General features: G+C 50.2%; 1 pseudogene. It reads left to right on the forward strand.

Features of this window, described 5'->3' with window-relative positions:
• Positions 1-616: pseudogene (locus tag JH25_RS25455) on the forward strand (hypothetical protein); the annotation flags it as partial.
• Positions 617-878: the final 262 nt, after the last annotated feature.

Raw genomic sequence — 878 nt, forward strand, 5'->3', positions numbered from 1 at the left:
CGAGTTCCCCAGTACGCAATACACTATCAGTCGCAGCACTCCGTTATACGTCACGCCGACTTATATCCAGCTCTCCGGATTTACATTCATGCTGGGAGATTACCCCAGCCTCCTCCCCGCCAACACCCCTGGCAATACGACGCAACTGAGCGTGGGCGGCGGTACCGGGCCTTATACTTACTCATCCGATAAAAGCTATATCGCTTCTGTCAGTACAACTGGAGCGGTTTCCTCACGGGGCAATGGTCAAACAACCATCCGAATCACGGACTCTTCGAGTCCGCCACAGACCGTAACCGTCGGAGTGTACGTTACCAACGTGATCTGGGTTTACAACAACGGTGTAGGCGCGCACGAAGAAGTGTATGAAAGGGCGATAGAGCGGGACATGACCCTACCCACCCTTAATGAACAGAAGCTTATGCAACAGCAGTACGCCGGTCGTTGGCCGATGCCAAATAATTACTATTGGTCGCGCACCCATTACAAAACTGAGTTTGGGATTTACTATTATTGGACCACTAACTTGGCGTCAGGAGTAACGGCATGGTTCGCCACCGTCAACAGCAACCGTTTTAACTCGATAGCGGTCAATAGTAATAAAATAGAAAACTAGCCGCACACCCGCTTGAACGGGGGCAGTTCTATTTAACCGTAGACTGTCCCTTTTTTCAGGGTGAATGGCAGCCACTCAGCAAAGACTAACAACGCTTCAAAGAGGTCGCGGAAATATATCTAAAGCTAATGGAAAAACCGAAGGTAGTCGCCCTGACATATCGCCTGAAAAGGGCTTTCCAGAACAAATGTTAATTCTCACTTAATCCCATCCAAACAGCATCCGAATACCCTACTCGGAGCTCCGTCCATGCCCCTGGCCG

Origin of the sequence: Pseudomonas sp. BRG-100, assembly GCF_000737955.1 — a bacterium.
Lineage (GTDB): Bacteria > Pseudomonadota > Gammaproteobacteria > Pseudomonadales > Pseudomonadaceae > Aquipseudomonas > Aquipseudomonas synxantha_A.